A 23,952-nucleotide genomic window follows, 5' to 3' on the forward strand; every position below is an offset into this window, starting at 1 on the left:
CCAGCGTTTTCAGCGGGGGAATTCCGGCACACCGCTTGCATCCACTCTTTGAGAAAAGTCTCTCATAAAGGGGAAATGTGTTCCTCGGGGCTTTTATGAGGAGTTGGAAATGAGCATTGCTGCGACCATGTCTGACACCCGAACGGCTGGCTCCAAGATGCGATCGATCGTGATTGCGAGCAGCGTCGGAACCATCATCGAGTGGTATGACTTCCTGATCTATGCGACCGCTGCGGCGCTCGTTTTCAACAAGGCGTTCTTTCCGACCATTGATCCGCTGACCGGAACGCTTGCCGCGCTCGGCACTTACGCCGTCGGCTTCGTGGCGCGCCCGCTCGGCGGCGCGCTGTTCGGCCATTTCGGCGACCGGATGGGACGCAAGTCGATGCTGGTGCTGACGATGTTCATCATGGGCCTGAGCACGTTCTGCATCGGGCTACTGCCGAACTACGCCTCCATCGGCGTGCTCGCACCCATCCTCCTGATCCTGCTGCGTGTCATTCAAGGCATCGGCCTTGGCGGCGAGTGGGGCGGCGCCTCGCTGATGGTCATCGAGCATTCGCCCGCCGACAAGCGCGGCTTCTACGGCAGCTTCGTGCAGATCGGTTTTCCTATCGGCCTGGTGCTGGCGACACTGGTGTTTGCGCTGGCGACGAAACTTCCCGAGGCCGACTTCCAGGCGTGGGGCTGGCGCATTCCGTTCCTGGCCAGCGCCGTTCTGCTCGCGCTCGGTACGTTCATCCGCTCACGGGTTCCAGAGACACCGGTCTTCGAGAAGATGAAGGCCACCGACTCGTTCTCGAAGAATCCGTTCGGCGAGGCCGTCGGCAAGAACTTCAAGACGTTCCTTATCGCCGTCGGCCTGAAGCTGTCCGAGGTGTCCTGGGTCTATATGCTCACGGTGTTCGTGGTGGTGTACGCCACGGCGACGCTGGCGCTGCCCAAGCAGATGATGCTCGATGCGGTGATGTATGCCGCGCTGTTCGAACTGATCACGCTGCCTCTGTTCGGCTGGCTGTCGGACAGGATCGGTCGCCGCGTGTTCTTCATCCTGGGCGCACTGTTCACCATCGCCTTCGCGTTCCCGCTGTTCTGGATGCTGGAAACCAAGAGCGTCGCCATGGTGACCCTGGCCATCATCATCGCCATGAATTTCGGGCACGGCATGATGTTCGGACTGGAATCCAGCTATTTCCCCGAACTGTTCGGGCCGCGCGTTCGCTACAGTGGCGCATCGTTCGGATTCCAGGCGGCAGCCGCCATCGGCGGCGGATTCTCGCCGATCATCGCGACAGCGCTGGTCGGTTACTTCGGCGGCACCACGGGCGTCTCGGTGATGATGATCGGCATCGCCATCCTGACGCTGTGGGCGGCCTTTGCCGCGCGGGAAACCAAGGATGAGATTATCGGCTGAAGCGGAAAAGCTCATGCTGTTTGGAATCTTCATATATGACGGTGTCGAGCCGATTGATCTCGCAACCTTCGGCGTGCTGTCCATGGCACGCCGGATCGCTCCTGGCATCCGCATCTGCACCATTGCGCCGAAGGCAGGGATCGTCAGCCTGTCCAACGGTCTCGATGTCATCGCGCAGTACGGCATCGACGATGCGCCGGTATGCGATGTCGTCATCGTGACTGGCGGTCCGGGATGGGAGCAGCAGGCCGCGTCGGAGACAACACTCGACTATGTCAGGCGCGTCCATGCCTCGACGCAGGTCGCGTCCGTGTGTACGGGCGGCATGATCCTCGCGGCCAGCGGCGTGCTCGACGGCATCGCCGCCACCACGAAACGCGCGGTCGCGCCGCCGGAAGTGTCGCCGCTCGCGCGGATGCGTAGTGCGTATCCGCAGATCGACGCGCAGGAGGCCCCCATCGTCGACAGCGGTGCGGTCGTGACGGGTGGAGGCGTGTCGCTCTGCATCGACACCACGCTCCACATCATCCAGCGCATGCTGGGTGAGGGCGTCGCCAGCGAAACCGCGCGCATCATCGAATATCAGCGCGCACGCAAAGCCAACATGAACCGCGAGGAATTTCTCGCGGGATAGCCCCCGACTCGAACGTCAGAAAAAGAAAGAAGACCACATGACTACCAAATTCCTCGTCAGCACCGACAAGGCCGCGCCCGCTGCGGGTCCGTACTCGCAGGCCGTGCGCACCGAGCAGTTCGTGTTTGCGTCCGGGCAGCTTCCGATCGATCCCGCAAGCGGGACGATTCCGGAAGGCATCGAACAGCAGACGCGCCAGTCGCTGGCCAATTTGTCCGCGGTGCTGGAAGCAGGCGGCGCATCCTTCGAGAGCGTCGTCAAGACCACCGTGTTCCTGAAGAACATGGACGACTTCGCCGTGATGAACGGGATCTACGCCGAGTTCTTCAGCAATGCGCCGCCGGCCCGCTCGACCATCGAGGTCGCGCGGCTACCGAAGGATGCGCTGGTGGAAGTCGAAGCCGTTGCGCTACGCACGAAGGGATAAGCCATGAACGTGCACTCGCCAAGGCGGCCGCCGCCGAAGATGATCGAGGCGTTCGCGCATCCCGCAGGCTCAGTCGCCGTCACCAAAGACGGCGGCGCCACGCAGTGGTGCGGCGTCCTGCTGCACATCCACATCGCGCCAAGCGCCAGCTACGAGATGGAGGAACTTGCCGAGGCCGAATGCGTGGTCGGGCGGGGGATCGTCGGCGACCGTTACTATAACGGTCTCGGCACCTATTCGCCGAAGCCCGATGTGCGCGAGGTCACGCTGATCGAGCAGGAAGCGCTGGATGCGCTCTCCCGCAACGATCCCCCCTTGCAGCAGGGACCGATCACGCTGGAGCCGCGCGACCACCGCCGCAACCTGACGGTGAAGGGCGTGCCGCTGAACCATCTCGTCGGGCGGCGCTTTCGCGTCGGCGACGTGATCCTGCGCGGTGGGCGGCTGAACTTTCCGTGCAAGTACCTGGAAGAACTCTTGGGTCTGCCGGTGTTCCTCCCGCTCTACAATCGCTCCGGACTAAACTGCGGCATCGAACGCGGCGGCATCATTCGCCGGGGCGACGAAATCGAGTTGTTGAGCCCATGACAGCACGCTTGATCATGAAGCTGCGTGTCGAGAAGCTGAGCTACTCGACACCGGACGTTATTCATCTGAAGCTCGTTCATCCCCTGCGGCCTGTTCTGCCCGAATGGAGCGCGGGTGCCCATGTGGACATCCGCCTGCCCGACGGGCGCGTGCGGCAATACTCGCTGTGCGGCGATCCGGCCGACACCGCGCGCTACGAAATCGCCATCAAACGCGAGGCAAACGGCCGTGGCGGCTCGGTGTGGGCGCACCAGACGCTGAGGGAGGGCTGCGAGGTCCACGTCTCGGCGCCGCGCAACAATCTTCCTCTCACGTCGGACGGCGTGCGCTATGTCCTGATCGCGGGCGGGATCGGCATCACGCCGCTGCTCGCGATGGCGCGCAGCCTGAAGCGGCGGGGCAAGGCGTTTACGCTGCACTATTGTGCGAGGTCGCCGTCCGAGGCGCCACTGCTCGCTGAAGTGGCGCAGGTCTGCGGCGATGACCTGCAGTGCTGGTTCTCGAAACGAGGCGAACGGTTCGATCCGGCGGTGATCGGCCCGCACAGTCCCAGCACCCATGTCTACATCTGTGGGCCGCAGCGGCTGCTTGATGCTGTGCAGTCGTCGCTGTCGGAATGGTCCGAGGAGCAGATTCACTGCGAACATTTCCAGATGACAGTGGACGAGAACTTCAAGCCCGAGCCGTTCGAGGCCACCGTGGCATCCACCGGGCAGCGGATTCTGGTGCCAGCGGACAAGTCGTTGCTCGACGTGCTGCGCGAGCATGATTTCCCGCTGCCGTCGTCCTGCGAGATGGGCGTCTGCGGCTCTTGCGAATGCGGCTATCGCGACGGCATTGTCCTGCATCGCGACAAGGTGTTGCCGACGTCGAAGCGGCAGGACCGGCTGATGCTGTGCGTCTCGCGCGCTCGGGTGAGCGTGACATTGGAGCTATAGTAATGGCCCTCGTTGCGAATCGCGCATTTTTCCCATCGTGACTGCCAGCGCAGCTTTCGCAACCTCATCCTCGCCGGCGGCCGCCTTTGTGGCTTCAACCATGCCGCCTTGACGGTCGCCGCTATGATCGTGCCGCGCTTTTTTCGTCTCAGCCACCGCTGGCCTCGCTCGACAACTGCGCTACAGTGCGGGAACCGTCCTGATCGTCAGGAGACCCGCATGTCTATGGCTATCTCAACACTTGGCGGCGTAGGTCTCTTCCTGCTTGGGATGACCGTGATGACGGAAGGCCTGAAGGCCCTGGCCGGCTCCGCCCTGCGCACGGTGCTTGCCAAGGCGGCTGCGACGCCGCTGCATGGCTCCTTCTGGGGCGCCATCATCACGCTTCTGGTGCAATCCTCCAGTGCAACGACCATGACGACGATCGGTCTCGTCAGCGCGGGCCTGTTGACGTTCCAGCAAGGATTGGGCCTCGTCTTCGGCGCAAACGTCGGCACCACGGGGACCGGCTGGCTGGTCGCGCTGATCGGCGTCCGTGTCTCGCTCACGGCCGCGGCACTGCCGATGATCTTTGTTGGCGCGCTGACCAAGCTTCTGGCCCGCGGGCGGATATCCGGGATGGGCGCCGCTCTCGCCGGGTTCGGGCTTGTGCTTTTTGGGCTGACGACCCTGCAGCAGGGCATGGGCGGGCTGGCCGAACGGTTGCACCCGGCGGATCTGCCTGCCGTCCTCGCCGGTCCCGACGCGCGGTGGTGGTCGGGCCTGTTCGGCGTGCTGGCGCTGGTCGTGGTCGGGCTGGTAATGACCGCGCTGATGCAGTCGTCGACCGCCGCCGTCGCGGTCACGTTGTCCGCCTACTTCGCCGGTGCGGTCGGGCTCGACCAGGGCTGTGCGCTGATCATCGGCCAGAACATCGGAACTGCGACGAGTTCCGCCCTGGCCGCGATCGGCGCGAGCACCACCGCCAAGCGGCTGGCGATCGCCTATGTGCTTTTCAAGCTTATCGCTGCCGTTATCGCGCTGGCGCTCTTTCCCGTCGTCATCCCCCTGCTTGTGCGTGCCTCGAACACCGTCGATGGCGTCACGCTGCTGGCCGGGTATCACACGGCGTACAATGTTGTCGGCGTGGTGGTCCTGCTGCCGCTGGTCAACTGGTTCACGCGGCTGGTCGAGCGTATCCTGCCCGAGCGCGGCTCGCCGCTCACGCGGTGCCTCGATCCCTCGGCGCTTGAGACCCCGATCGTGGCGGTGGAAGCGGTGCGGCGAACGATCGCGCGCGCGCTCGCAACGGTATGCGCTTCGATCGAGGCGGCGCTGGCCGGCCGGGCTGAACCGATCCGACTGGGGAAGGACACCGCGTCGGTGCAGGACGCCGCCGATGCCTTGCGCCAGGCACAAATATTCCTGTCGGACGTAACCGGACCGCCTGAGAACGACGACGAGCAACAGCGTCTCACGAGCACATTGCACGCACTCGACCATGCGTCCCGACTGACGGAAATGGCAAATGGCGGAATCAATTTCGGCTCGGTGGGTGGCGGACCGGAGGACATTCGCGCCGGAGAGCTATGCGCAGAAGCAATGCGAAGCGCCGCCGCGATTGCACGCGAGGTGGCAGCGCCGGCCCGCGCCGCCGGATCGCCGCAGGTCATGCCGGCCTCGCCTGGCGCCGACGTCATGGCCGGTCCGCGCGCAACTGACGAGGCCATCGCCGAGCTCGAACGTTGTGCGACGCAACTTGGCGAGATGCTGCACACCCACCGCAGCGCGACGCTTGGCGCGGTCGCCAATGGAACGCTTACCGCCGACGCGGCGCTGGTTCGCGTCGAAACGGTTCGAAGCCTCGAAGCGCTGTCGCGTCACGCCTGGCGCTCTGCGGCCCATCTCCTCGGACGCGGCTAGAGCCTATTCGGTTCTGATTGAATCAGAACCGAAGCTCTAGATTCTTGTTCTGACGTTTTCTTCACGCGAACCGCTATCCACTTCGCTCGAAAACGCTCTGGCTTTGGATAACGTCAACCTTTCGCACCAATCAGACATCGACAGGCTTCGCTACGCATCTGCACCGTGTGATCTCAAAAATTTGAATCACCGATGTGAGCCAACTCACATCGACCCCGCAAATTTGGTCCCAGCGTCAAGCGGGGCACTTCAACGCGGGAGAGAGAAATGCGCACCTTGCTTCTTGCCCTCGCGACGTCCGCGACCGTCTTCGCAACTGCTGTAACCCCGGTCGCAGCTAGCGAGTATCGGTTTTGCCTCCAAGGCGAAGAGTTTGCTGGCGGAGGCGATTGTGGATTCACCAGCTACCAGCAATGTCAGGCTGCCGCATCAGGCCGCACGGCCTTCTGCGGCGCCAATCTTGGCCTTGCTGCTATCCCGACGACGAATCGCGTCAAACCGCGCCATCACTGACGCCGCGCGCGTCGTGAGACAATCAGATGGCCTGGTCCGCTGTGCATTGTAAGGCGAGATCGATCATGTGATGGCAGCGGCCAGGTCTGATATTGGCCCTCGACTGGCGGGCGCCTTGGTTCCGAATACACCGTACAGGAGCCGTCGACGCTCGCCTTCATGCTCTTTCCTCTGCTCACAGAGGCCGTGCAGCCAAGCGTCGTCTGATCGCGAGAGCCATCCTCGGCCGCAACAATCTGGCGGTTGCATCGAATTTTAGGAATATCTCGAAGCGACTTTTCAAAAGTTTGCGTTACGTGTTGCGTCATGAGCACCGATACACACTCTGCTCGCGCGACTTAGCTCTGCGGGCTAGCGAAACCGACACGTAAACCCTTCCCAATCCCACGAAAGCGATGGCCGCAGGCGTCCTCGTCTGCGAACGGCGGAACTTTGCCCGTGAACAGGACCGACGATGACCGTCTCACACTTGAGCTTCCGCGTGCCCTACTCTGCCAACCGGGACTGTGTGATCATAATCAAGCCCCAGAGGGAGGCTTACCAGGCCGTCTGCGTCGACGCTGCGACCAGGCGGACTATCGGAAGCCCATCCCTCCCGCGCGATTCCGACGGTGCCAGGCCGCAGGTCTCGGCCGCCGAGGTCATTGGCAGGATCGGCCGCTATCGCCTGGCCTCCGCCGCCGTCGACCTCGAGGTCGACGAGCTGGCGGACCGCAGCCGCCGGATATCCAGCCGGTTGCGGACGCGCCGGCGTTCCTAGAGCGTTTTCGAGCGAAGTGGACACCGCTTCGCGTGAAGAAAACGCGTCAAAACAGGAATCGAGAGCTTCGGTTCTGATTCAGTCAGAACCGAAAATGCTCCAGCGCGGAAATTTTCCGGACCGTTTTACGGCTTCCAGGAGACGCGCATGACGTCCGCGCGGCGGATTCCGAAATGACCGCTGATTTTCGGCGGCACATCCAGGTTGAGTTGCGGTATGCGGGCGGCGATCGCGCCGAGGCTTTCCTCCAATTCGGCGCGGGCGATCGCCTCGCCGATGCACCGATGCGCACCATAGCCAAAGATCGGATGCAGCCGTGGCTGGTTGGTGCGATGGATATCGAAGACATCCGGGCGATCGTAGGCCATCTCGTCACGCGTGGCCGACATGGTTGATAACATGACAAGCTGGCCGGCCGGGATGACGGTCCCGCCAACATCGACATCCTCGCTGGTGACCCTTGCGGTCCCCCCGACGCTCGGTTCGAAGCGCATCGCTTCGGCGACCGCGCCTGAAAGCAGATCCGGATCGCGACACACCTGCTCCCATTGCTCGCGATGCTGAAGCAGAAGAGCGACCTGTATTGCGATCGCAACCCTGGTGGTATCGGTGCCACCGACGATCAGTGCAAAGATCTGGTAAAGCATCTCCGCAGGGGACATTTCACCGGCTTCGGTAGCTGCAGCCAGGAACGCAGACAGGAAATCCCCGCGCGGCCTGCGGCGACGTTCGTCAAGGACTTTGTCGACATACTCGCGTAGCCGCTGCCCTGCCTTCTCGACCTCGACGACTTCGTCCGGACCCAGCCCGAGAAAGAAGGCCTTGGTCACCACATAGACCAGCAGCGTAAACTCAGGGATGTCCTCGCGCGGGAGTCCCAAAAGATCGGCAATGACGCGGGCGGGCATTTTGGCCGCGAACTCATCGAAGAAATTGACCTCGCCTATCCCGTACCATTCCTCGATGAGGTCCTCGGCCGCACGGCGAATACTCGGACGCATCTCATTAATCGCGCGGGCAGCAAATAATCGTGAAAACGGCGCACGGCGCCGCCGATGTGCATCGCCGTCAGCCGTCAGCATGCCATAGTCGAATGCATCGAATATCGTTCCGCTGTTGAAGCCCTGCGTCTCGGCAAAGACCGTTCCGACGGCGTGCAAGCGCGGATCCTTGCTCACACAATCAACATCGGAAAAGCGCAGCACGAAATATCCACCGGTCTCTTGCAACAGCACCACCGGGAATTGCTTGCGGTAGGCACGGAACACAGCGTGAGGGTCCGCCTCAAGTTCCTTCAGGGTAACCGTTGGGATTTCGTGGCTCGCGCGGCTAACGGAAGAATTCTTGGCGCTGATCTCTGCCCTCATCGTACAGTCTCCGCTTTCAACATGCCCGGTTCATGAAGGGGGAATCTTGATCGCGCGGAGTTACAGCTCGGTTTCGCAGAAACTATCAGTCCGTTACGTTCGTAACGCGCCCGATCTCCGGCGGGCGCGCGAGGCTTTCCGCATTGGCTCTTCTCGGTCCGTCCCACATCAGGGCTGGCTCACCTCGAACGCGAGCAGCGCGTTACCGGGAATGCCGCCCCATTGCGCGTAGCCTGAATTGACATAGAGCATGCCGTCCACGATGACCGGGCCCGGCCCGTCCATCGCACCGCCGTGCGCCGCGATGCCGTTCACCGTTTTGTAGTCGCGCGCGGTGTCGAATTCCCAGAGCAGCCGCGCATCGTCGGACGCATAGGCGCGCAGATAGCCGCTCACGCTGCCGGAGAAGACAACACCAGGAATGGCGCTGACGGCCGCAGAGAGGGCTGGACTGCATCGCTCGCGGTCATCACAGGGGACCGGCGCCACTTGCATGGTGACCTTGCCGTCAGCCAGATTCAGCCCGAACAGACCGCCGCCTGCATTCGGATCGAGACGCCTTGTGCCGTCGCGCAGAAACCGCACGTCGGAGTTCGCGACATAGACCCGCTCCTGATCCGCGGCAGAGCCCCATTCCATGCCGCCCAGCGGTCCTCCCTTGCCGACCCGCGTTTGCCAGAGGATCTTGCCCTCATCATCAGGATCGAAAGCGTGGACGACCCCTGACTTCTGCCCGATGACCAGCATGCGGCGTCCATCCGACAAGCTCACCAGGATCGGCGATTGGCCGAAATCGTGGTCCGGACCGGGATCTTCCGGACAGTTGGTCTTGTCGTAGCCGTAGCAGGCGACGACATAGCTGTCCTTGGGCGTCGCCTGCCGATGCCACAACATCCGACCGGTCTTCAGGTCGAACGCAATGATGGAGTCGCTCGTATCCGCGGGCGGGTTCGAATAGGAGTTGCTGGTCGCGATGTATAGCGCCTGGCGCTTCACGTCGATCGTTGGCGCCGACCAGACCGAGGCGCCGGACGGACCGTAAAGCTGCACCCCCATGGCATTCCTGGTCGTCGGACGTGGCGTCTCGGGGATCGTGTACGACTTCCAGATCGGCCCGCCGGTCGCCGCGTCAAGGGCCACCACGCTGCCGCGAAACGTGCAGCATTCGTAGGAGGCTCGCGAGCCGGTTGCTTCCTCGATGGAGGAGACCGGAACGTAGAGGACGCCGGAAAACAGAGCCGGCGTGCCGGTAATCCGGGCGGCCGGATGGTCTTCCACCTTCTGCTTCCAGATCAGCGCGCCCGCTGTTGCATCCACGGCGTAGGCATTGGCGCGGACGTCGCCGAAGAAAATCGCGAACTCATTCTTGCCCGGGAGCGGACCGAAGCTGATTGCGGTGCGCACCGGCGCGTCCGTCGCCAGCGTCCAGAACGTGCAGCCGCTCCTGGCGTCGAGCGCGCGCACCTTGCTATCGGCGCCGCCGACAAACAGCATGCCGCCGATCACGGCCGGCTGGGCATTGGCGCTGGAGACGCCCGGAAAGCCGAACGCCCATTTCAGGCGCAACCGTGGCACCTGGTCCGCCCTCAGCCCCGCCATCTCGGCGGCTTGAAACCGGCTGTTGTTGAGGTCTGCGCCCCAGCCGATCCATCGCGGCCGGTCGAGCGCCCCATCGAAGCCGCGGGCTTCGTCCACGCAGTGTCCCGCCGCATCCGCCTTTATGGCGGGAGCGCTGTCGCCAGCGAGTTTTCCGGTCACGAAGGAGGCGATCGCTTTGCGCTCGTCGTCTGTTCGATCCTTGACCATGGGAGCCATGCTCCCCGCCGTAATTGCCCTGAGCACATGCTCGAACGCCATCGATTGCAATGCGGCGCGGTTGGGGATGCGGCTTTGCGGGTCGCCGGCGTCGTGGCACTGGGCGCAGTGCCGCGCGTAAAGCTCGGCACCCGTCTGCTCGGCGGTGGCGGGAAGGCAGGACCAGATCAGCAGGCCGACGGCCGCAGCGCTCAATCTCATGAGGCTCCCCCCTGGGCGCGACGATCCGAACCTGTCGTCTCGGAAGGTCCGCAACCTGGGATGATAGCGTGATCGGGAAACCTCGAACAGTTACAACGGACGTCGCGACCATGACCACCAGCTCATGTTGCGGGGCAAGCAGTGATACGGGAGGAACTTCAATAGCCGTCAGCTCGTTCAGACTGGACGCCACGCCTAGAGCATGATCGGGAAAAGTGGAAACCGGTTTTCCGAAAAGATCATGCTCGAACAAAAAAATGCGATCATGATCCGATTCCGTCCAATCGGATCATGATCGAGGCCGACCGATCCTGGGCGGACGGAGCAGCAATCCGGATGCGCCGCGAATGACCTGAAACCACTTGCAAGGGAGCTTGCCATGCCGACGACAGCCGAGAAAGACCACGTCTACAAGATCCTGGACCTCGTCGGATCGTCCGAGAAGAGCATCGAGGATGCGATCCAGAACGCCATCGCCCGCGCCGCGAAGACCATTCGCGAGATGAAGTGGTTCGAAGTCGTGCAGACGCGAGGCCACATCGAGAATGGCACCGTCCGCCATTACCAGGTCACGCTGCGGGTTGGATTCACATTGGAGGAGTGAGCCCGGCATTGCCGGCGCGCGACATACCCGTTCTTGCGCTAGGTCAAATCCTTGAAGTAGCCCCCATGCGACAGGTCTATGCTTTTGTTGATGCTTAACCTCGTCGGGAGGCTACGTGCAGGTCGAGGAACGATCCGGCGCCGCTTTGATCGCGCCAACAAGCATGCCGGACACGCTTGCGCAGGTCCGCACGCTGCCCGAATTGCTGCGTTGGCGCGTCCGGGTGACGCCTGATACGGAAGCATACCGGCATTTCGATGCGGCAGCCGGGCGCTGGGTCAGCCATTCCTGGCACGAGATCGATCTCGAACTCGACCGCTGGCGGCGCGCCCTCGCCGCCGAGGCGTTTGCGGCCGGCGAGCGCGTCGCCATCCTGATGCCCAATGGCATCGAGCATATCGCGATGGACCAGGCCGCATTGTCGCGCGGCCTCGTGCCGGTGCCGATGCACGCGATCGATAATCCCGAAAGCATCGTCTACATTCTGAAGGATTCCGCGGCGTCGCTGTTGCTGGTCGACACCATCGACCGCTGGCGGATCCTCGCCAGCGCCGGCGCGCCGACGGATGCGCTCAAGCGTGTCGTCTGCGCATATCTGCAAGGCACCGAAAACCCGGCAGCGACGGACCATCGCGTCGTGGCGCTGAAATCCTGGCTGGAGCGCGGACAAGTGGCCGAGGCCATCATCAACGACGTGGCGCTGGCGCAGGATGATCTTGCCGCGATCGTCTTCACCTCCGGCACGACCGGGCGTCCCAAGGGCGTCATGCTCTCGCAGGGCAACATCGTGGCGAACGTCAAGGCGATCCACGCGCGCATCGCCGCCAGTCCGAATGATATCTTCCTGTCGTTCCTGCCGCTGTCGCATACCTTCGAGCGCACCGGCGGCTACTACTATCCGATCGCGGCCGGCGCCTGTGTCGCCTATGCGCGATCGGTGCAGCAGCTTCCGGACGATCTGAAGCAGGTGCGGCCGACAGTACTGATCTCCGTGCCGCGGATCTATGAGCGCATCTATGCACTGATCATGCAGCACAGCGAGGCGGCCGGTCGGTTCGAACGCGAACTGCTCGACCTGACGGTAGCCGTCGGCGGACGACGCTTTGATGCGAAGCAAGAAGGCCGCAACCCGTCGCTGTCCGACCGGATGGTCTGGCCGCTTCTCAAGCGTCTGGTCGCCGACAAGGTGCTGGCTCAGTTCGGCGGGCGGTTGCGCGTGGCCGTCAGTGGTGGCGCGGCGATCGGCGAGCGGGTGATCCGGCTGTTCCTGGCACTCGGACTGGACATCCTGCAGGGCTATGGCATGACCGAGACGTCACCCGTCGTCTCCGTCAATACCGCAGATGATAACGACCCTCGCTCGGTCGGCCGGCCACTCGACGGTATCGAAGTCAGGATCAGTGAGGATCAGGAGCTGCAGGTGCGGGGGCCAAGCGTGATGCTCGGCTATTGGCACCGGCCGGAAGAGACGCATCGGGTCAAGGAAGCCGACGGATGGCTTCACACTGGCGATCAAGCGCGGATCGAAAATGGCCGCATCAGCATCACTGGCCGCATCAAGGACATCCTGGTGACTTCGACCGGCGAGAAGATCGCGCCCGTCGATCTCGAAACCGCAATCCTCGCCGATCCCTTGTTCGAGCAGGCCATGGTGATCGGCGAGAACCGTCCCTTTCTCGCCGCGCTCGTGGTGCTGAATGCGAAGGCCTGGGAGCGGGAGAAGGCCAGGCTGGCGGGCAGCAGTGCGGAGGCGGAAACCGCATTCCTCGTCAAACGGATCGCAGAGGCCGTCAAAGCCTACCCTGCCTATGCGACACCGCGCGCGGTATGGTGGACGCTAGAGCCATGGACCATTGCCGCTGGCCTGCTGACACCGACGCTGAAGAACAAGCGCCCGGCGCTCGAACATCGCTTTGCCGCCGAGATCGAACAGATCTACGTGCGTAGGCCACCGCAAGGACGAGCGGTGTGACAGGCCGATATCCCGTAGGATGGGTAGAGCGAAGCGAAACCCATCAGCGTCGGAGCAAATGGGCACAAATGGTGGGTTTCGCTTCGCTCTACCCACCCTACGATTCCGATTCGATCGTCAGGCAAATTGAGCGGCGTGGCCACGCTTGCGCCTTGTCATCTCGGCACCCTCAGCCGTGGCTTGACTCGCCTCGGCTCCTGTTGATGAAGTGAGCCAAGCCACACCATCCAAGACACAAAGAGCGGCTGCGAGCAGCCCACTAAATGGAAACGCCTCATGTTGATCCCGATCGCCGACGTGCCGCGCTGGTATGCTGAACGCCAGCCGGCGGACACGATCGCCATCCGTCATGGACAGGACACGCTGACATGGGAACAGCTCGAACGCGGTGCCAATGCCCGCGCGCGGGCGTTTGCGGCCAAGGGCGTCAAGCCCGGCGACTTCGTCGCGATCGGGCTGCCCAACAGCAACGCATTCTTCGAGACCACCTTTGCGGTATGGAAGTGCGGCGCAACGCCGACCTCGCTGTCCTGGCGGTTGCCGCGTGGCGAGGCGGCCGCGGTACTCGATATCCTCAAGCCCGCACTGGTGGTCGGCGGCGAGCCCGATTGGAATGCGCCGAACTCGCTGCCGATCGGCTTTGTACCTGAAGGCTATTCCGACGAGCCGCTCGCGGCGCCCATCTCACGCTATTGGAAGGCAATGACGAGCGGCGGCTCGACCGGGCGGCCGAAAGTGATCCTCGATCATATGCCGGCCGTGGTCGATACCACCATGGCGCTACCGCTCAGCATGCCACTCGGTGCCTCCCTACTCAATCCGGGGCCGCTGTATCACAACGCGCCATTCATCGTTTCGCATTTCGCGCTGTTCGGCGGCGGACGCCTGACCGGCCTGACCAAGTTCGACGCGGAGGAGACGCTGCGCCAGATCGAGGCCGAGCGCGTGCAGTGGATCAATTTCGTGCCGACCATGATGCACCGGATCTGGTCGCTGCCGGACGAGGTGCGCAACCGCTACGATCTCTCGAGCCTGCAGGTCGTATTCCACATGGCCGCGCCGATGCCGCCATGGCTGAAGGAGAAATGGATCGAGTGGCTGGGGCCGGAGCGGATCTGGGAGCTCTATGGCGGCACCGAGCGGCAGGGCGCCTGCATCATCTCGGGAGTGGAATGGCTCGCGCACAAGGGCTCGGTCGGCAAGATCGGCGAGACCGCGCGCCTGCGCGTCATCGGCGAGGACGGCAACGACGTCGCTCCCGGCGAGACCGGCGAGATTTATTTCCTGCCCAATGACGGCGCCGGCACCACCTACCACTATCTCGGCGCCGAGCCGAAACGCCGCGCCGACGGCTGGGAGTCGCTCGGCGATATCGGTCGGCTGGATGAAGACGGCTATCTCTATCTCGGCGACCGGCTCGCCGACATGATCCTGCGCGGCGGCGCCAACATCTATCCGGCGGAGGTCGAGGCCGCAGTGTGCGCGCATCCCGACGTGCGCTCCTGCGTCGTGGTCGGCCTGCCCGACGCTGAATTCGGCCAGCGCGTGCACGCGATCATCGAGTGCGGTTCGGAGGCCAACGCGCAGGCGATCGCCGATGGCATGGGCGATTTCCTCGCCGACCGGCTGAGCCGCTACAAACATCCGGAGAGCTTTGAAATCGTGGACGCGCAGGTCCGCGACGATTCCGGCAAGGTTCGCCGCACGCTATTGCGCGACGAGCGCGCGGCATGGCTGAAGGAGAATCGTGCATTCCGGATCATGCCATCGCGGTTGCACGCGAAAGCGGAATGATGGCGAACCGCTAGTCGCCAAGCAACTCGATCGTTCGTGGGTCGGCTTCGCCGCCGTAATATTTCTTCAGCGCGGCGGGAAATTCGCGGGCGGACGACGCCGCGGCGAACAAGGTCATAGAGGAGCGGAACTTCAGATCGTCGGGGCTGCCGAGAATTTCCCGGATGGTCTTGCCTTCGACGGCACTCACGAGACGCGTGCACTCGAGCAGCCGCGGCCCCAGGATCTCATGCTTCAGATAGGCGACCGCCTCGTCGCGGGAGGCGATGGCAAAGCGCTGCGCCATCGCGCTGAAGCCGAGACCGGCAAGCTGCGGAAAGATGAACCACATCCAGTGGCTTTGCTTGCGGCCGGCGCTGAGTTCCGCGACGACCTGCCGGTAGACGGGAGCCTGCGCATCGACAAAGCGCGCGAGATCAAAGCGGTCGCTCATAGGCTCCTCCCTGGCGGGCCGACAAGCTCGGCGAGGCGATCGAGCAGCGGCCGCTGAGCTTCGAGTATCTTCGCATGCGCGGCGGCGAGATCAAACCATTCGGCCCGATCGATCTCCGGAAATGCCTGCGTCTTGCCACTTCTCGGCGGCCACTCGATCTCGAACGTATTACTCCTGATGGCGTGCACATCGAGATCGCCTTCGGCGGCGAAAGCGATCACCCGCTTTCCGGCGCGCTGGCGGATATGGCCCAGCGGTTCGAGCGGCACATCAAGGACGACGCCCGTCTCCTCGGCAAATTCGCGGCGCGCCACGGCGATTGCGTCCTCCTCGCCGTCCATTTCTCCCTTCGGGATCGACCAGGCGCCCTCGTCCTTGCGGCTCCAGTAAGGCCCGCCGGGATGCACGAGCAAAACTTCCAGCCGAGGCCCCGAACGGCGGTACATCAGGATGCCCGCACTGGTAGGCACGCGACGTACAACCTTCAACGATCTTTGCTCCTGCAATGCATTTTCGGCTCCGTCGGAAAGGACCGAGTTGGTGGGCATCTATGCGGCGTTTCGTATCGGCTCAAGACGGACATAGAAGCCGGCCTGCGAAGGCGCCCAAGACTATGCCCAAGACTACGCCCAAGATTATCAGCAATGGCGGGGCTCATGCATTTGTAGTCGTTCCAAACCGTGAAGCCGGCTCGCGTTGGGCCCATTTCGTTGTTATATTGGGTGCGGGACGATCGACCGGACATTGACTATCGGGTGCGGCGTGAGTCGAAGGAAAAGCGATTCTTACGGAGATGCTTCATGCCTTCCTTGACCGAATGGCGAGTGCCGCCGGCACACCAGCCCAGTTCCGGCAACTACAAGTTTGATCTCGATCGCGCGCTTACCACCGTGGTGGGCCTGCACTCCATCATCCCGCCCGATGCGTTCAGCGCGGAGACGCTGGGCACGGAGCGCGCCGGCAATGGCGTCCTGATCGATGACGGGCTCGTGTTGACGATCGGCTATCTCATCACCGAAGCCGAATCCGTGTGGCTGCATCTTGGCGACGGCCGCGTGATCGAGGGCCACCCGCTCGGCTTCGATTTCGAATCCGGATTCGGCCTGGTGCAGGCGCTGGGACGGCCGGGCATCGAGCCGCTGCCGATCGGCTCGTCCGCCGCGACGAAGGTCGGCGACAATGTCGTGGTCGGCGGCGCCGGCGGCCGCACGCGCTCGCTGGCGAGCCAGATCGTGGCGAAGCAGGAATTCGCAGGCTATTGGGAATATCTGCTCGATGAAGCGATCTTCACCTATCCCGCGCATCCCAATTGGGGCGGCACCGCGCTGATCTCCGGCAGGGGCGAACTGGTCGGCATCGGCTCGCTGCAACTCGAACGCGAGCGCGGCGGTCGCGCCGAGCATGTCAACATGATGGTGCCGATTGACCTCTTGACGCCGGTGTTCGACGACCTGCGCAAGTATGGCCGCGTCAACCGGCCGTCGCGACCCTGGCTCGGCATGTACACCACCGAGATCGACAACCGCATCGTTGTGGTCGGCATCGCCGGCAAGGGCCCGGCGGCGCGCGCCGAGCTGAAGACCGGCGACGTCATTCTCGCCGTGGACGGCGAAAAGGTGATGAGCCAGGCGAGCTTCTACCGCAAGCTCTGGTCGCTCGGAACCGCCGGCGTTGACGTGCCGCTCACCGTCTATCACGAAGGCGTCACTTTCGACGTCACGCTGGCCTCGATTGATCGCACGAAATTATTGAAGGGGCCGCGGCTGCATTAAAGCATGATCCGGAAAAGTGGAGACCGGTTTTCCCTCGCGACAAACGCGTAGCGTTTGCGCGGAGATCATGTTCAAACAAAAAAGAAGAGCCGTGCAATGAGCGAGGCTGTGGTGGACGACATCGTGGCCGTGCTGCCGCCGCTGTTGCAGACGCTGGAATCGCTCGGCTTCATCGCGCGCCACCTGCATCCGCCGGAGTTCGGCCACGTCATGCAGATCGCGGGCGAGCCGGACGAGGCGCTGCGCGCCGTTCGCCCGCGGCTCGCCGAGTGGCCGGAGCAATTTGCCGCGATCAGGGCGCAGCTCGAAACCGCAAGCGACGCGGCGCTCGCCGCCTATCAGGGCCTGCGAACGGTGCAAGACGGTAATGGTGATCTCATGAGCGTGTTTCGCGCGCTGCGCTACACGCCGCGCGCGCTGGAAGCGCTCTACCCGCTGGCCGCGCGATTGCCGCCGGTGAACGAGTTCTTCACCGATCCCGCCTTGCGCGGGGATACCGAACTGCTGACGCGGCTGGCCGAACCCGCCGGTGCAACCACCGGCATCCTGCACGACAGCGACGAGCCCGGCAGCCGCGGCGGCTTTTCGCTATACGTGCCGGAATATTACGCGCCCGACCGCGCCTGGCCTCTGGTGATGGCGCTGCATGGCGGCAGCGGCAATGGTCGCGGCTTCTTGTGGAGTTGGCTGCGCGACGCCCGCAGCCGCGGCGCCATCCTGGTCTCGCCGACCGCGCGCGGAAGCACCTGGGCGTTGATGGGCGACGATATCGACACGCCGAATCTTGTCCGCATCCTCGATTTCGTGCGGGCGCGCTGGAATGTCGACGAGAAGCGGATGCTGATGACGGGAATGAGCGACGGCGGCACGTTCTGCTACGTTTCAGGCTTGAACAGCGCCTCGCCCTTCACCCACCTTGCCCCGGTGGCCGCGACCTTTCATCCGCTGATGGCCGAGATGGCGGATGCAGAACGGCTACGCGGATTGCCGATCCATATCGTGCATGGAAAGCTCGACTGGATGTTCCCGGTACAGGTCGCGCGCCAGACGCAGCAGGCTCTGAGCGCGGCCGGTGCTGCCGTTACCTATCGCGAGCTCGACGATCTCAGCCATACCTACCCGCGCGAGATGAACGCGGCGATCCTCGACTGGCTGAATGCAACGCCGGCGGCGACGTGAGTCCGGGGTCATTCCGCCGCCTGCGTCGGCGCTGATTCATACCAGGCCGCCATTGGCGCGCAGCGTCTGGCCGTTGATCCAGGAACCGTCCGGACCGGCGAGGAAGGACACGACCGAGGCGATGTCCTCGGGCTTGCCGAGCCGCTCCAGCGGATTCGCCTTGGCAAGGCGGTCGATCAATTCCGGCGACTTGCCGTGCAGGAACAGATCGGTTGCCGTCGGACCGGGGGCGACTGCGTTCACCGTGATCGAGCGTCCGCGCAATTCCTTGGACAGGATCCCGGTCAGGACCTCGATCGCCGCCTTGGTCGCGGTAGGCGCCGTAGGTCTCGAACTTGGTGCCGACGACGCTGGTCGAGAAATTGATGATGCGTCCACCGTCGCGCAGCCGGCGCGCGGCCTCGCGCATCGCATTGAAGCTGCCCTTGAGGTTGATGGCGACGTGCTGATCGAACAGCGCGTCATCGGTGTCGGCGATCTTGGCGAGCTTCATCACGCCGGCATTGTTGACAAGCACGTCGACGCCGCCAAAGGCGGCCTCCGCCGCATCGAACATGCCGCGCACGGCGTTGGGATCGCTGACATCAGCCTTGGCGGTAAGCGCCCGTCCGCCGGCCGCCTCGATCCGGCTCGCCACCGCCTCCGCGGCTTTGGTGTCGCCGGCGTAGTTGATCACGACGGTGAAGCCGTCCTTTGCAAGGCGTTCGGCCACCGCGGCGCCGATCCCGCGGGAGGCACCCGTTACCAGTGCTACTTTCTTGGTTTCGTCCGACATTTTGTTCTCCTGCTGATATGCGGCTTGGCCGCTGGGTGACAGGAGCAAAGTAGGCGCTTCCACCTCTCGGATAATCGTGTATTTCTTGGCTTTACTGTTCGATAAATCCGGACAATCCTGATGGATCGATTTGATGCGATGCGGGTGTTCACCCGCGTGGTGGAGCGCCGCAGCTTTTCGCTGGCGGCGGAGGATCTCCGCCTGCCGCGCTCGACCGTGACTGATGCCGTCAAGTCGCTGGAGGCGCGGCTCGGCGTGCGGCTGATCGAACGCACCACGCGGCATGTCCGCCCGACCCTCGATGGCGAAGCCCATTACCGCCGCTGCCTGTCGCTGATCGCCGACCTCGAGGACGCCGAAGGCGCATTCGGCGGCGGCAGGCCGAGGGGGCTGTTGCGGCTCGAAGTGCAGGGCACGCTGGCGCGCCACTTCCTGCTGCCGAACCTGCCAGGCTTCTTCGCAGAATATCCCGACATCGAGATCAACATGAGCGAGAGCGACCGCTGGATCGACCTGATCGAGGAAGGCGTCGATTGCGTATTGCGCTTCGGCCATCTGCCCGACAGCGACATGATCGCAAGACAGGTGGTGATGCTGGAGCGCTTCACCTGCGCGGCGCCTGGTTATTTCGAGCGCTTCGGCACACCGTCCGGTCCCGACGCGCTCGAAGGCCATCGCATGATCGGCATCCGCTCGCTGACGACGGGCCGGCTGCGGCCGATGGAGTTCGTGGTCGACGGCGCTGTGCGCGACGTGATGCTGCCGACGATCATGTCGGTGACGGGACCGGAGAGCTACCTCGCTACCGCGCGGCTCGGCCTTGGCCTGGTCCAGGTGCCGCGCTTCCACGCCGAAGCCGATCTCGCGCGCGGTACCCTCGTGCAGGTACTCACCGAATGCCCGCCGCCCTCGGTCCCGGTGTCCCTGCTCTACCCGCGCAACCGCCAGCTCTCGCCGCGCGTGCGCGTGTTCATCGATTACGTGATGCATGCCTTCGGGCGGGCGTAGGGGCGGTTCCGGCACCGACTGGCCGGGCGCGGAACCATCCGCCGGCCATCCCCGTTATCAGCGGTCACCGGAGGTTTCGTCATGCGAACGTTTTTCGGAATGATCTTGGGCGCGCTGCTGCTGACAGCGGGCGTCTATCTCTATGATTCGATGCGGTCGTCGAGCGTGGCGGACGGGCAGGTCGCGCAGAACGGCCGTACCATCGTCAACTGGGACGTTGCCGCCGATGACCTGAAGGCGCTGAAGGCGCGCGCCCATGAGGACTGGCAGAAGATCTCGTCGCGCTAGCGAGCGCATCGGGATCTAGCGGCTCATATTCGCCTTGCGCGCATCGGCGATGGCCTGCACGAACTGCTCCTTGGTCAGGATGCCGGGCACGCGGAATTTGCCGACGATGAAGGACGGCGTGCCCTGAAAACCGAAGGCCTCGGCCTGCGCATTGTTGCGCGCAAGAATGGCATCGATCGTCGTGGCATTGGCCGCGAGGTCGCGCTTTAGGCGATCGATGTCGATGCTCGCGCCTGCGAGCACCTCCTGTATCCTCGGCTCGGTCAGCTTCGTGGTGAGGCCCATCATGACCTCATGCGCCGCCTGAAACTTGTCCTGATACTTCGCGGCCAGCGCCATGCGCGATGCGACCTTCGACACATCGCCCAGGATCGGCCAGTCTTTCCACACGAGGCGCACCTTGCCATCGTCTTGCGCAATTTGCTGCAGTTCAGGCGCGATCTTGCGGCAATAGGGACACTGGTAGTCGAACCACTCGACGATGCTGATGTCGCCCTTGGCGTTGCCGGCGACAGGGATCTCCGGATCGCGCAACACGGCCGCTTCGGTCAGTACCTTCTCTTCTTCCTGCGCAGCCGCAGTGCCGCCGAACAGCATCACGCCGGCTGCCATCAGGCCGAGCGCGGCGCGGCGCGTGGGTTCCGGATTGATCCCGATACGATCGGTCGATGGGCTCATGTCAAATCTCTCGGCTGCCTTCGCTGTCTACGCTCGGCAGGCAGATATGTCACGCAGCTTTGCTGAGCTCACCAAACTCGTCCGAAACACGGCGCGATGAAGGCTGGCGCGGCCGGCGTCATACTCCGGCCGCACCAGCCGATCTTTGTTTGAGCATGATTCTGGATCATGCTCGAGGGATCAAGCGGCGCCCTTCAAGCGCTTGGTGCATTCGCTGTAATAGCCGCCGCCCTTCTGGATCCACTTCAGCCCACCATTGCCATTGGTGGTCTTGTTGGCATTGTACTGGTCGACGCAAGTGTGCATGCGCGCCTTGCCTTGCGTCTCCTTGGAGTATTTCGGATCGACCGCGTTCGGGAATACCGCCGGTCCCGCCGGCAACGCAGGCGCTGCGGCAGGCGCAGCTCCCTTGGCTTCCTTGGCCGCGGGGGCCGGCGCAGGCGCCGCGGCTGTCGGTGCAGCGGGCGCGGCAGCGGCGTTCGCGCCGCACTCGGCCTTGCGGAAATCGTTCCACTTCTGGCCGTTCAGTGTTCCGGCTGTCTTGGCTGCCTGGTACTTGGCGCTGCATTCCTGCGCGGTCAGGGCTTGCGCGGGCGCCGACATCACGAATGCGGCGAGACCCGAGGCCGCCATCGCACAAAACAGTTTGGCTTGAATCGTCATGGTTGTTCTCCCTTTTCGTCAAACCTCAGCGCGTTGACGAGGGCCGCATCCTAACGCAACCGGGACTTGCGACAACGCATTGGCGAACCGCGCGGTCAAAATATTGTGGCGACCGACATGCACGATATTCATCGGCGGTTCAGCATCGAGCGACGACGGTTTGAAGTCCAATCATTCGAGGTTTGCTCTATGCTGAAGATTTCCTCCCTTGCCACCACAACCGCCCTCGCCGCCTTCCTGCTGACGGGCACCGCCTTTGCGCAGACCACCGCACCCGCGCCGAAGGACACCGCCAAGACGGAGACCAAGGCGTCGACGCCGGAAGAGAAGAAGGCGCGCAGCGCCGCCTCGCTGGAATGCTCCAAGCAGGCCGATGCGAAAAGCCTGCACGGCAAGGAGCGCAAGAAATTCCGCCGTGAGTGCCTGAAGGAAGCCGCCGGTACGAGCACGGGCGCGAAGTAAGCGGCGCCCCGCTCGGCGCAAACGGGACAGTGAGCATCGTCGCCGGTGCTTCCAAAATCCGGCGCATTGCTGCAATCGCGAGATGCATTTGTCGCGGGCTTGCGGATTTGGCATAACGCCGCCGTGAACCTGCTCCCTGCATCGATGGCGCTTGCCATTCCCAGCCGCGCGAACATCCTCAATGCGACCGAGACGCTTGTTATCGGCGCCGCGGGCGGGCTGCTGTTTTTGTGGGCAAACCTGCCGGGCGGGCTGATCTCCGGCGCGATGATCGCGGTCGGCATCGCCGCGCTTGCCGGCCGGCCGCTCACCGTGCCGCCGGTGGTGACCCAGACCGTGCTGATCCTGCTCGGCATCTCGCTGGGCTCCCTGGTGTCGCGGCAACTGATCCAGCATGTGAGCGCCTATCCGCTCACCATCGCGTTGCTTTCGCTTGCGACCGTCTGCTCGATCTTCGGCAGCAGCTTCTATTTGCAGCGCGTGCATGGCTGGGACCAGACCTCGGCCTTCCTCGCCGGCAGCCCCGGCGCGCTGTCGCAGATCACGATGCTCGCGATCGAAAAGAATGCCGATGTCGCCGCGATCGCCGTGGTGCAGACCATGCGCGTGATCATCCTGACCGCCGCGTTGCCGTTGATGCTGGCCGCGCTCGGAATAGCGCCGGCGGCGCCGCCGACGATCGCCTCCGCCAGCGCCTCGCCGATCGAGCTCGCGGCGCTGATCGCAGCCTCCATCGTCGCCGCGTTCGCGCTGCGCTTGGCGAAATTTCCGGCAAGCTGGATGTTCGGCGCGATGCTCGCCTCCAGCCTGCTGCACGGGGTCGGCGCGATCGAGGGCGGCCTGCCGCCCTGGGTGCGCGGCGTGGCGCTGGTTGGCATCGGCGCGCTGATCGGATCGCGCTTTGCGCGGATGAAGCTCTCGACCCTGCGCAGCCACATCAATGCCGGGCTCGGCTCGTTCGCGGTCGCGATCGCGATCTCCGCGATTTTCGTTGCCGCGATCACGCTGACCACGCAGGTGCATCTTTCCGACGTCGTCGTCGCTTTTGCCCCCGGCGCGATGGACGCCATGCTGGCGCTGGCGCTGACGCTGCATATCGATCCGATCTTCGTCGGCGCCCACCACCTCTCGCGCTTCGTGTTCGTCACCCTGGCAACGCCTGGCATCGTGCACCTGTTCGGCCGCCCGCAGGAGGATGTGGACGACTAGTGGGGGCTTTCCCGCACAAGCCCGGGACGACGTGGGGATGGGTTCTGATTCAAATTTCAAACAGCGGTCCCGTAGGATGGGTAGAGCGCAGCGAAACCCATCGCGATGGAGCAAGCGGCGCGAATGATGGGTTTCGCTTCGCTCTACCCATCCTACGTTTGACTTGACAGCGAGTGCGGGTCCGCATTCTCGCGGCGCGTTGCGTCCGAGCTTTGTATCCGTTCCACCCTCCTCGAAATCAGAGGGCGCAGGGAAAGCCGGGTGCTGGTTGCACCCGTGGGTCCCGTGCAACAAAAAGCACGGGGGTAGGACCACAGGTTCAACCGAAGCATTCCGCCTTTCCCTGCGCGATGGTGTTACGGCTTACTTCGTGCTCTCCCCGGTGACCGGGCTTTCTTGCCACCGTCATCTCAAGCGCGAACTTGTTCGCGCGAAAAACTTAGCGCCAGCGTCGGGGCGCCAGGACCACACGACTTCGCCGTCCGCGATGTGTGTGCTCGTCAGTCACACACTTCGCGTCCACCGCATCTCACCGCAACGTTCGTGACGATCGCGA

The 23,952-nt window shown here is 63.7% G+C and carries 25 protein-coding genes and 1 pseudogene; 17 read left to right on the forward strand and 9 right to left on the reverse strand.

The genetic code is table 11. From position 1 onward, the window contains the following. Positions 1-109: 109 nt before the first annotated feature. The 5 genes from K288_RS0129180 to K288_RS0129200 are packed head-to-tail and all read left to right on the forward strand — an operon-like array spanning position 110 to position 4,001. Complete coding sequence (locus tag K288_RS0129180) at positions 110-1,414, forward strand: MFS transporter (RefSeq protein WP_027582743.1); 1,305 nt, start codon at positions 110-112, stop codon at positions 1,412-1,414. A gap of 13 nt (positions 1,415-1,427) precedes the next feature. Next, on the forward strand, positions 1,428-2,048 hold the full coding sequence (locus K288_RS0129185; protein WP_027582744.1) for a DJ-1/PfpI family protein: 621 nt from the start codon (positions 1,428-1,430) through the stop codon (positions 2,046-2,048). A 37-nt stretch (positions 2,049-2,085) separates the two neighbouring features. Then, positions 2,086-2,475 (forward strand): RidA family protein, encoded by a 390-nt coding sequence (locus K288_RS0129190; RefSeq protein WP_027582745.1) that lies wholly within the window; start codon positions 2,086-2,088, stop codon positions 2,473-2,475. Positions 2,476-2,478: 3 nt separating this feature from the next. Then, on the forward strand, positions 2,479-3,063 hold the full coding sequence (locus tag K288_RS0129195; RefSeq protein ID WP_084799774.1) for an MOSC domain-containing protein: 585 nt from the start codon (positions 2,479-2,481) through the stop codon (positions 3,061-3,063). Next, positions 3,060-4,001 carry a PDR/VanB family oxidoreductase gene (locus tag K288_RS0129200; RefSeq protein WP_027582747.1) on the forward strand — a complete coding sequence of 314 codons (942 nt, stop codon included), beginning with the start codon at positions 3,060-3,062 and terminating at the stop codon, positions 3,999-4,001. The genes K288_RS0129195 and K288_RS0129200 overlap by 4 nt, the downstream gene beginning before the upstream one ends. On the opposite strand, the gene K288_RS53730 is transcribed toward K288_RS0129200, so the two are convergent. Further along, on the reverse strand, positions 3,996-4,157 hold the full coding sequence (locus K288_RS53730) for a hypothetical protein (RefSeq protein WP_160169017.1): 162 nt from the start codon (positions 4,155-4,157) through the stop codon (positions 3,996-3,998). The two genes, K288_RS0129200 and K288_RS53730, sit on opposite strands and share 6 nt — an antisense overlap. Before the next feature lie 63 nt (positions 4,158-4,220). Here K288_RS53730 and K288_RS0129205 point away from each other — a divergent pair, with 63 nt between their 5' ends. From K288_RS0129205 to K288_RS0129210, 3 genes are all read left to right on the forward strand, one after another. Further along, positions 4,221-5,903, forward strand: coding sequence for a Na/Pi symporter (locus K288_RS0129205; protein ID WP_027582748.1), 1,683 nt, complete (start codon positions 4,221-4,223; stop codon positions 5,901-5,903). Between the two features lie 267 nt (positions 5,904-6,170). After that, on the forward strand, positions 6,171-6,416 hold the full coding sequence (locus K288_RS50925; RefSeq protein ID WP_084799775.1) for a DUF3551 domain-containing protein: 246 nt from the start codon (positions 6,171-6,173) through the stop codon (positions 6,414-6,416). A 454-nt stretch (positions 6,417-6,870) separates the two neighbouring features. After that, complete coding sequence (locus tag K288_RS0129210; RefSeq protein WP_027582749.1) at positions 6,871-7,176, forward strand: hypothetical protein; 306 nt, start codon at positions 6,871-6,873, stop codon at positions 7,174-7,176. Between the two features lie 125 nt (positions 7,177-7,301). Here the strand turns inward: K288_RS0129210 and K288_RS0129215 are convergent, their stop codons facing one another. Then, the gene (locus tag K288_RS0129215) at positions 7,302-8,381 is read right to left on the reverse strand and encodes a cytochrome P450 (RefSeq protein WP_244443294.1); all 1,080 of its coding nucleotides are present in this window, start codon (positions 8,379-8,381) and stop codon (positions 7,302-7,304) included. 330 nt (positions 8,382-8,711) lie between these two features. After that, positions 8,712-10,559: a PQQ-binding-like beta-propeller repeat protein gene (locus K288_RS0129220; RefSeq protein WP_027582751.1), complete on the reverse strand. Its 1,848-nt coding sequence runs from the start codon at positions 10,557-10,559 to the stop codon at positions 8,712-8,714. A gap of 379 nt (positions 10,560-10,938) precedes the next feature. On the opposite strand from K288_RS0129220, the gene K288_RS0129230 reads away from it, so the two are divergent. From K288_RS0129230 to K288_RS0129240, 3 genes are all read left to right on the forward strand, one after another. Beyond that, positions 10,939-11,163, forward strand: a complete 225-nt coding sequence (locus tag K288_RS0129230; protein ID WP_027582753.1) for a dodecin — start codon at positions 10,939-10,941, stop codon at positions 11,161-11,163. 163 nt (positions 11,164-11,326) lie between these two features. Continuing rightward, complete coding sequence (locus K288_RS0129235; RefSeq protein WP_051334801.1) at positions 11,327-13,135, forward strand: AMP-dependent synthetase/ligase; 1,809 nt, start codon at positions 11,327-11,329, stop codon at positions 13,133-13,135. 276 nt (positions 13,136-13,411) lie between these two features. Beyond that, complete coding sequence (locus tag K288_RS0129240) at positions 13,412-14,929, forward strand: AMP-binding protein (RefSeq protein ID WP_027582755.1); 1,518 nt, start codon at positions 13,412-13,414, stop codon at positions 14,927-14,929. Between the two features lie 10 nt (positions 14,930-14,939). Here the strand turns inward: K288_RS0129240 and K288_RS0129245 are convergent, their stop codons facing one another. Both K288_RS0129245 and K288_RS0129250 read right to left on the reverse strand, forming a co-directional pair. Further along, positions 14,940-15,362 carry a DUF1810 domain-containing protein gene (locus tag K288_RS0129245; RefSeq protein WP_027582756.1) on the reverse strand — a complete coding sequence of 141 codons (423 nt, stop codon included), beginning with the start codon at positions 15,360-15,362 and terminating at the stop codon, positions 14,940-14,942. Further along, on the reverse strand, positions 15,359-15,832 hold the full coding sequence (locus K288_RS0129250; RefSeq protein ID WP_027582757.1) for an NUDIX domain-containing protein: 474 nt from the start codon (positions 15,830-15,832) through the stop codon (positions 15,359-15,361). The genes K288_RS0129245 and K288_RS0129250 overlap by 4 nt, the downstream gene beginning before the upstream one ends. 330 nt (positions 15,833-16,162) lie before the next feature. Here K288_RS0129250 and K288_RS0129255 point away from each other — a divergent pair, with 330 nt between their 5' ends. Both K288_RS0129255 and K288_RS0129260 read left to right on the forward strand, forming a co-directional pair. Further along, on the forward strand, positions 16,163-17,134 hold the full coding sequence (locus K288_RS0129255) for a S1C family serine protease (protein ID WP_027582758.1): 972 nt from the start codon (positions 16,163-16,165) through the stop codon (positions 17,132-17,134). Positions 17,135-17,230: 96 nt separating this feature from the next. After that, positions 17,231-18,313 (forward strand): dienelactone hydrolase family protein, encoded by a 1,083-nt coding sequence (locus K288_RS0129260; protein WP_027582759.1) that lies wholly within the window; start codon positions 17,231-17,233, stop codon positions 18,311-18,313. A gap of 36 nt (positions 18,314-18,349) precedes the next feature. On the opposite strand, the gene K288_RS54910 is transcribed toward K288_RS0129260, so the two are convergent. Both K288_RS54910 and K288_RS54915 read right to left on the reverse strand, forming a co-directional pair. After that, positions 18,350-18,778, reverse strand: a complete 429-nt coding sequence (locus K288_RS54910; RefSeq protein WP_343208742.1) for an SDR family oxidoreductase — start codon at positions 18,776-18,778, stop codon at positions 18,350-18,352. Then, a pseudogene (locus K288_RS54915) lies at positions 18,687-19,088 on the reverse strand (SDR family NAD(P)-dependent oxidoreductase); the annotation flags it as partial. The pseudogene K288_RS54915 and the gene K288_RS54910, both read right to left, overlap by 92 nt. A gap of 120 nt (positions 19,089-19,208) precedes the next feature. On the opposite strand from K288_RS54915, the gene K288_RS0129275 reads away from it, so the two are divergent. Together K288_RS0129275 and K288_RS0129280 are read left to right on the forward strand one after the other, a co-directional pair. Continuing rightward, positions 19,209-20,096 (forward strand): LysR family transcriptional regulator, encoded by an 888-nt coding sequence (locus K288_RS0129275; RefSeq protein WP_027582762.1) that lies wholly within the window; start codon positions 19,209-19,211, stop codon positions 20,094-20,096. Positions 20,097-20,177: 81 nt separating this feature from the next. After that, the gene (locus tag K288_RS0129280) at positions 20,178-20,384 is read left to right on the forward strand and encodes a hypothetical protein (protein WP_027582763.1); all 207 of its coding nucleotides are present in this window, start codon (positions 20,178-20,180) and stop codon (positions 20,382-20,384) included. 15 nt (positions 20,385-20,399) lie between these two features. On the opposite strand, the gene K288_RS0129285 is transcribed toward K288_RS0129280, so the two are convergent. Further along, positions 20,400-21,062 (reverse strand): DsbA family protein, encoded by a 663-nt coding sequence (locus K288_RS0129285; RefSeq protein WP_027582764.1) that lies wholly within the window; start codon positions 21,060-21,062, stop codon positions 20,400-20,402. Between the two features lie 180 nt (positions 21,063-21,242). Continuing rightward, positions 21,243-21,725 (reverse strand): hypothetical protein, encoded by a 483-nt coding sequence (locus K288_RS0129290; protein WP_027582765.1) that lies wholly within the window; start codon positions 21,723-21,725, stop codon positions 21,243-21,245. Between the two features lie 189 nt (positions 21,726-21,914). On the opposite strand from K288_RS0129290, the gene K288_RS0129295 reads away from it, so the two are divergent. Further along, a complete protein-coding gene (locus K288_RS0129295; RefSeq protein WP_043161041.1) occupies positions 21,915-22,187 on the forward strand; it encodes a PsiF family protein in 273 nt (90 codons plus the stop codon). Positions 22,188-22,331: 144 nt separating this feature from the next. Further along, a complete protein-coding gene (locus K288_RS0129300; RefSeq protein WP_027582767.1) occupies positions 22,332-23,396 on the forward strand; it encodes an AbrB family transcriptional regulator in 1,065 nt (354 codons plus the stop codon). Positions 23,397-23,952 lie beyond the last annotated feature (556 nt).

Origin of the sequence: Bradyrhizobium sp. Ai1a-2, assembly GCF_000426245.1 — a bacterium.
Classification (GTDB): domain Bacteria; phylum Pseudomonadota; class Alphaproteobacteria; order Rhizobiales; family Xanthobacteraceae; genus Bradyrhizobium.